At 66.5% G+C, this 6,770-nt stretch carries 7 protein-coding genes; 3 read left to right on the forward strand and 4 right to left on the reverse strand.

The window, feature by feature from the left end; genetic code table 11:
* On the reverse strand, positions 1–1,558 hold a 1,558-nt coding region (locus tag VF643_RS01000; protein ID WP_331041494.1), incomplete at its 3' end, for an AI-2E family transporter.
* 211 nt (positions 1,559–1,769) lie between these two features.
* Here VF643_RS01000 and VF643_RS01005 point away from each other — a divergent pair.
* From VF643_RS01005 to VF643_RS01015, 3 genes are all read left to right on the forward strand, one after another.
* Positions 1,770–2,798: a VacJ family lipoprotein gene (locus VF643_RS01005; RefSeq protein ID WP_331041495.1), complete on the forward strand. Its 1,029-nt coding sequence runs from the start codon at positions 1,770–1,772 to the stop codon at positions 2,796–2,798.
* A gap of 88 nt (positions 2,799–2,886) precedes the next feature.
* On the forward strand, positions 2,887–3,645 hold the full coding sequence (locus VF643_RS01010; protein WP_331041496.1) for a DUF1080 domain-containing protein: 759 nt from the start codon (positions 2,887–2,889) through the stop codon (positions 3,643–3,645).
* Positions 3,646–3,722: 77 nt separating this feature from the next.
* On the forward strand, positions 3,723–4,379 hold the full coding sequence (locus tag VF643_RS01015) for a hemerythrin domain-containing protein (protein ID WP_331041497.1): 657 nt from the start codon (positions 3,723–3,725) through the stop codon (positions 4,377–4,379).
* Between the two features lie 28 nt (positions 4,380–4,407).
* Here VF643_RS01015 and cyoD read toward each other — a convergent pair whose 3' ends face one another.
* The 3 genes from cyoD to VF643_RS01030 form a co-directional block, all read right to left on the reverse strand.
* The gene (gene cyoD, locus VF643_RS01020; protein WP_331041498.1) at positions 4,408–4,803 is read right to left on the reverse strand and encodes a cytochrome o ubiquinol oxidase subunit IV; all 396 of its coding nucleotides are present in this window, start codon (positions 4,801–4,803) and stop codon (positions 4,408–4,410) included.
* Positions 4,800–5,537, reverse strand: a complete 738-nt coding sequence (gene cyoC, locus VF643_RS01025) for a cytochrome o ubiquinol oxidase subunit III (RefSeq protein ID WP_331041499.1) — start codon at positions 5,535–5,537, stop codon at positions 4,800–4,802. Before cyoC ends, cyoD begins: the two co-directional genes overlap by 4 nt.
* The coding region (locus tag VF643_RS01030) for a cbb3-type cytochrome c oxidase subunit I (RefSeq protein WP_331041500.1) at positions 5,534–6,770 on the reverse strand (1,237 nt) is incomplete at its 5' end. The genes VF643_RS01030 and cyoC, both read right to left, overlap by 4 nt.

Raw genomic sequence — 6,770 nt, forward strand, 5'->3', positions numbered from 1 at the left:
CCCGCTGATCGAGAAGCTGGGCGAGCATCGCGGTGACGGCATCGTCGAACGCACCGTGGCCGGCGACGCAGATGACGCGGAGCGACGACGGCGATCGCTCCGGCGGGGCGGCGGGGCCGCGTAGGTCCTCGATCACCGACAGCATGGACCTGGTCATGCGTTCCGCGCTCGCCGCGTCGATCGTCCCGCGCGCCTCGTCCTCGACCGCGAGCTTCAAGCCTTCGAGTACGACGGCGTCGTAATAGCTGGTCAGCGTTCGGTCGGTCAGCAGCACCTCCGCCTGCGCCAAGGCCTCGTCCGGATTGTTCGCGAGGATTCGCTGATAGAAGCTCTCGACCGGGGTGAGGGCGGGCCGGTCGCCGAGCAGGACGTCGAAGAACTCCAGGCTCTTCACATGACGTCCCAGCACGACTAGGCAAAGCGTCAGCGGGGTCGACATGATCAACCCGATCGGACCCCATAGCCACGTCCAAAATACTGCGGACACGATCACCGATACCGGCGAAAGCCCGGTGGAATGGCCGTAGAGCAGTGGCTCGACCACATAGCCGGTCAACGGCTCGACCACCGCGAACAGCGCGACGACCTCGATCGTCATGCCCCAGCCCGGATCGACGGCCGCGGCCAGCGCGGCAGGGGCGACTGCCGCCAGGAACGATCCGATATAGGGCACGAACCGCAACAATCCCGCCATCACGCCCCACATCGCGGGCGACGGCACGCCGATCAGCCAGAGGCCGAGGCCAATGACCAGCCCGAAGCAGGTGTTCACCGCCAGCTGCGACAGGAAATATTTGCTCAGCCGCTGCCCGGCATCGTCGAGCGCGCGGGTCGTGCGGTGAAGATCGCTCGACCCGAACAGGCGGATGAAGCGGTCGCGCAGATCCTCCTTCTGCATCAGCACGAAGATCGCGACGATCAGGACGATGATCGTCGTTTCGAGCGGGCCGAGGATCGGTTCGACGACCGCCCGGGCGATCGCGAAGGGCGAGGTGCTGCCCTGGATGATCTCGACCGGCACGGGCCGGCGTTCGCCCGACGCGAGCACCGGCGACCCGTCGCGCGCGGTGGATGTCACGGGCCGCGCTTTCGGTTGGGTACGCCCGCCGAGCTCCTTGCTGATCGACGCCATCCGGGCGAGCGCAAAGCCCTGCACGCCCTGCACCTTCGCCTCGATGGTCCGGGCATATTGCGGTGCATTGGCGGTCAGCGACGCCGCCTGGCTGCCGATCAGCGTGCCCAGCAACCCGAGGACGCCGAGTGCCGCGATCACCGCGAGGATCACCGCGGGCGCGCGCCACAGACGCAGCCGCTGTAGGAAGTTCACGACGGGCGAGAGCACGAAAGACAGCATGACCGCGAGCGTGATCGGGATCAGCACGTCCTGCCCGAAATACAGCGCCGCGACGACGAGCGTCCCGACGGCGACGCCCGCCAGCGTCTTCAGTTCCGGCGCGGACACCGGCCGGACCTGCGCCGCGCCGGGCGTGTCCGCGGGCGTTTCGCGGCTGCCGGTGACGACATCCTTGTAACCCGCGACATTATCTGGATTGTTCATGCGGGCAGCCTTCGGTGGAAAGGGTGCGGGGAGCAAGCGCCATCGGCCATCTTCACTGGCACGCCCTTCACGGGCACGGCCGCGATCGGCGCTGCGCGACGTGCGAGCAGAGCGTTGTTGTTATGGTAAGCGACGTTGCTCTACACGCTGCTTCGGCCGTCGCCGCTTCGCCTCGCCAGCGCAGCGCGGGCGGCTCTTGGGGATCTTGCGCTTGACCTTACTGCTTTGGACGACCGTGGCCGCGTACGCCGCTACGCCGGTGGCAGCGACGGCTCCGCTCGCCGTCGTGCCTGCGGCGGTGGCAGTGCACCACCCCGCGGCAGAGAGCGAAAGCGCCGTGCAGGCCGACAACGGCGAGCTTACGCCCCTATCTGTGCCGCCGGAGACCCCACCGACGCTCGATCAGGTCCAGGCGCCGCCGCCCCCAGCCCCCGTCACGAATGGCCCGCCCGCCGCGCCTTTGCCGACGAATGGCGAGGCGTTGCAGAGCGATATCGTCGTGACCGGGCGTAATGGCGCGATCGCGCCCGATCCCCTGCGCGCGCTCAACGAAACCTCGTTCAAGGCGACCCAGGCGGTGGACGATGCCGTTGTCGGCCCGGTCGCGCGCGCCTACACCAAGGCGGCGCCCAAGCCGTTCCGCCGCGGCGTCCACAACGTGCTCTACAATCTTCGCGAACCCGTAGTGTTCGTGAACTTCCTGCTCCAGCACAAGATCGGCAAGGCCGCCGAGACAGTGGGGCGGTTCGCGATCAATACGACGATCGGCGTCGCGGGTCTTTTCGACATGGCCAAGCGCAAGCCGTTCAGGCTGCCGCGGCGCGGTAACGGCTTCGCGGACACGCTGGGTTTCTACGGGGTGCCTAACGGTCCCTTCATGTTCCTGCCGATCGTCGGGCCGACGACGGTGCGGGATCTGTTCGGCGGGGTCGTCGACCGCCTGATCCTGCCGGTCGCGTTCGGCAGCCGGGTCACCAAGCCGGAGGTCGCGATCCCGCTCGGCGTCCTCGGCGCGCTCGATCACCGATCCGAATTCGACGATACGCTGCACGCGTTGCACGACAACGTCGCCGATCCCTACGCGAATACGAGGCGCTTCTACCTTCAACGCCGGCAGGCGGAGATCGATCATCTGCGTGGCCGCAGCACCGGCAGCTCCAGCCCGATGTCGGAAGCACCCAAAGCCGCCCTGGACGATGGCGGCCGGGAGATGCCCCCGGTATCGAAGCCGATCGACTGAGTCTCGCCGGGCTGGCTCGCGCGGGCGGCGATAGACTTCCGATCAAGCGGGGGGCATGCAGGCTCCTCTGCAGCCGTCAGGAGGCATCATGAAGCTACTCATACTTCCGGTGTTGCTGCTGATCGGCGCGTCGCCAGCGCCCAAGTGGCAGCGCATCTTCGACGGCAGGACACTCACCGGCTGGACGCCGAAGATCACCGGCCGTGCCGCGGGCGAAGACCCGCTGCACATGTTCACGGTGGCGCACGGCGCGATCCGCGTCTCGCATGCCAACTATCGGAAGTTCGGCGGCGAGTTCGGCCATCTGTTCTGGAAAGCACCGCTGGAGGCGTACCAGGTGCGCTTCGACTATCGGCTGTTCGGCGATCCGTTGCCGGGGATCAAGGAATGGCAGACTAGCAATTCCGGGCTGATGATCCACGCGCAGTCGCCTGGCACGATGGCGCGCGACCAGGCCTTTCCCGTGAGCCTCGAGGTGCAGTTGCTCGGTGTGCCGCGGCCGACGCGCGAGCCGACCGGCAACCTTTGCACGCCGGGGACCACTGTGGTGTACGAAGGCAAACGCGATCCGCGTCACTGTATCCTGTCGTCCTCACCGCTGCTGCCGGTTGGCCGCTGGGTCCACGCGGAGGTCGAGGTGCTGCCGGGTGGGCAGATCACGCACCTCATCGATGGCAAGATCGTGCTGCGCTACACCGGCGCCGAGCTCGACCCCGCGGACAAGGACGCGCAGCCGCTGATCGCTGCCGCCGGAGGTGCTTTGTCGCTCCGCCGCGGCTACATCGCCTTGCAGAGCGAGGGTCACGAAATCGAATTCCGCAACATCGAACTGCAGACCCTGCGCTAGCGCCGATCGACGCGCACAGATCTTCCGGAACTCCGCGGCGCGCGACGCTTTAAGGAGAATATACCGAGGAGACAGTGATGGCCGACCACAAGGGCAAGCAAGGCACGCACGATCGCGCGACGGTCGCCACGGGTGATGACACGCACGGTTCGCGCCTGGAAGCGGCGGCAGAGACCGCGAAGGCTGCGCTTACCGGCCGCACCGCATCGCTGGTCGGTGCCGCCGCCGCCGGTCTGGCCACGGGCCTGGCGGTGAACCTCGGCCGCAAGATCGCGGTGCAGGCGCCGAGCACGATGGCGGGAGACTGGCTCGAAACGGTAAAGCTCGAACACAAGCTGGCGCTGACACTGTTCGACCAGCTGCAAGAGACCGGCGACGGCGACACCGGCAAGCGAAGCGCGCTGCTGACCGCGTTGAAGCACGCGCTGTCCAAGCACGCGTTCATGGAAGAGAACGTGATCTACCCGGCGTTGCGCGACTGGGGCGACACCGCGGATGCGGACAAGCTCAACCACGATCACGGCTATGTGAAGCAGAATCTCTATGACTTGGAGATCATGGAGAAGGCGGACGCGGGCTTCCTGCCGAAGGTCGCAGCCTTCCGTGCCGAGATCGAAGAGCATATCCGCGAAGAGGAAGACGCAATCTTTCCGCCGCTTCATGCCGCGTTGGGGGATGACGGCAACAAGAACGTAACTGCGCGCGCCAACAAGGAAGCGTTCAAGCTGGCCTGATCGGATGCGCTCGGCGAGCGTCGCCGGCCTACCGCATACGCTGCTTCATCTCGTCGGGGCTCATCATCATGTTGTGATCGAGATGGGCCATGATCCAGATCGATCCGACGATCACCAGCAGCACGATGAGCACGCCGAACGCCAGCGCAATGACGTTGTTGGTGTTGTCCGGCCCGGTCGTGACATGCAGGAAGAAGACGAGGTGGACACCCATCTGCGCGACCGCCAGCACGACGATCGCCGCGGGCACCGCGGGCCCCCAGACCAGATCGGTGGACGCTACCCAGAAGGCGGCGGCGGTCAGCAGCAGCGCGATGCCGAGCCCCAGCGTATAACCGCGCACGCCACTGGCGGGCTCGTTCTCGTTGATCCGCTCCTCGCCCGGCGCGGAATCCCCGGTGTCGATCTGTTCGTGGCGGCTCATCCGAGATTCCCCAGCAGGTAGACGATCGAGAACACGCCGACCCAGATGATGTCGAGCGCGTGCCAGAACAGGTTGAAGCACAGCAGCCGCCGCTCGATGTTGGCGCGAAAGCCCTTCACGAAGATTTGCGCCATCATCGTCGCCAGCCACAGCAGCCCTACGGCGACGTGCATTCCGTGCAGCCCGACCAGCGCGAAGAAGCTGCTGAGGAACGCGCTGCGCTGCGGCCCCGCGCCCTCCGCGATCAGCAACGCGAACTCCTGGATCTCGATGCCGAGGAACAGCAGCCCGAGCACGCCCGTCGCTGCCAGCCAGCGCAGCGTTCCCGCAAGGTCCTTGCGTGCCGCGGCGATGCTGCCGAGCCCGCAGGTATAGCTGGACAGCAGCAGGCAGACGGTTTCGATCGCGACCCGGCCACGGCCGAAGATATCGGCGCCGGTCGGCCCGCCTGCGGTCTCCGTCGCCAGCACCGCGTAAGCGGCGAAGAAAGCGGAGAACATGACGATGTCGGACAGCAGGTAGATCCAGAAGCCGTAGCTGACGATGATCCGCTTCGACGCGGGGCCGCCTTCGCCGTGCCCGGTCGCCTCGCTGCCGTGACCATCGCCATGGCCGCCTCCATGGCCGCCATGCCCGTGACCGCGACCGAGCGCGTAGGGATCGTGCGGGTTGGCGCGGGCGCTATGCTCGGTCGGCCTTTCGTGCCTGGCAGGGGTGGTGGTCGCGGCGGTCATGCCGGCTGCTCCTCGCGCTCGGCGAGCCACGCCGCCCGCGCGGCACGGCGGGCGCGATCGATCCGCGCGACCTCCTCGGCGGGGATCTCGTACTCTTCCTCGTTGCGCCACGCGAACACGACGAAGGTCGCATAGGCGCCGACGAAGCCAAGCGCGGCCATCCACCAGATATGCCAGATCAATGCGAAGCCGATCAGCGTCGCGAAGAAGGCGGTGATGAAGCCGGTCGGCGAGTTGCGCGGCATCTCGATCGCCTCATAGGTCGGCTCGGGTCCGAGCCGCTGTGAGTCGATGGCGCCCTGCTTGATGCCCCAATACGCCTCCTCGCCATGCACGTCGGGCATCACCGCGAAGTTGAACACCGGGGGCGGGGAGGCGGTCGACCATTCCAGGCTGCGGCCGTCCCACGGGTCGCCGGTGACGTCGCGCAGTCGTTCGCGGTCGCGGATGCTGACCACCAGCTGGACCACCTGTGCGGCGACGCCGATCATCATGAAGCCGACCCCCGCCAGCGCAACGTGCAGCCACGGCACCCATTCCTCGACCTCGGTATGCTGCAGCCGGCGGGTCATTCCCTCCAGTCCGACCGCATAGAGCGCGCCGAAGGTCAGCACGAAGCCGACCAGCGACGGCCAGAACGCGATCTTGCCCCAGCGTTCGTCGAGCTGGAAGCCGAACGCCTTGGGGAACCAGAAGGTATAGCCCGCGAAGGCGCCGAACACGACGCCGCCGACGATGACGTTGTGGAAATGCGCGACGATGAACATCGAATTGTGCAGCATGAAGTCGGCCGGCGGTACTGCGAGCAAGACGCCTGTCATGCCGCCGATCACGAAGGTGACCATGAATGCCAGCGACCACAGCATCGGCGTCGGGAAGCGGATGCGGCCGCCATACATCGTGAACAGCCAGTTATAGACCTTCACCCCGGTGCCGACCGCGATCACCGACGTGGCGATGCCGAAGAACGCGTTGACGTCCGCGCCTGCGCCCATCGTGAAGAAGTGATGGAGCCACACGAAGAACGACACCACGACGATGAACAGCGTCGCCGCGACCATCGATCGATAGCCGAACAGCGGCTTGCCCGAGAAGGTCGAGAACACCTCCGAGAAGATCCCGAACGCGGGCAGGATCAGGATGTACACCTCCGGATGCCCCCACGCCCAGATGAGGTTCATGAACATCATCATGTTGCCGCCGGCATCGTTGGTGAAGAAGTGGAAGCCCATG

The sequence above is a fragment of the Sphingomonas sp. genome (assembly GCF_036387595.1).
Taxonomy (GTDB): Bacteria; Pseudomonadota; Alphaproteobacteria; order Sphingomonadales; family Sphingomonadaceae; genus Sphingomonas.

Excerpts from the sequence above, each read along its gene's own strand:
- VF643_RS01010 (WP_331041496.1), top strand. The coding sequence starts at position 2,887 with ATGAAGCTACTCATACTTCCGGTGTTGCTGCTGATCGGCGCGTCGCCA.
- VF643_RS01015 (WP_331041497.1), top strand. The coding sequence starts at position 3,723 with ATGGCCGACCACAAGGGCAAGCAAGGCACGCACGATCGCGCGACGGTC.
- cyoD (WP_331041498.1), bottom strand. The coding sequence starts at position 4,803 with ATGAGCCGCCACGAACAGATCGACACCGGGGATTCCGCGCCGGGCGAG.
- cyoC (WP_331041499.1), bottom strand. The coding sequence starts at position 5,537 with ATGACCGCCGCGACCACCACCCCTGCCAGGCACGAAAGGCCGACCGAG.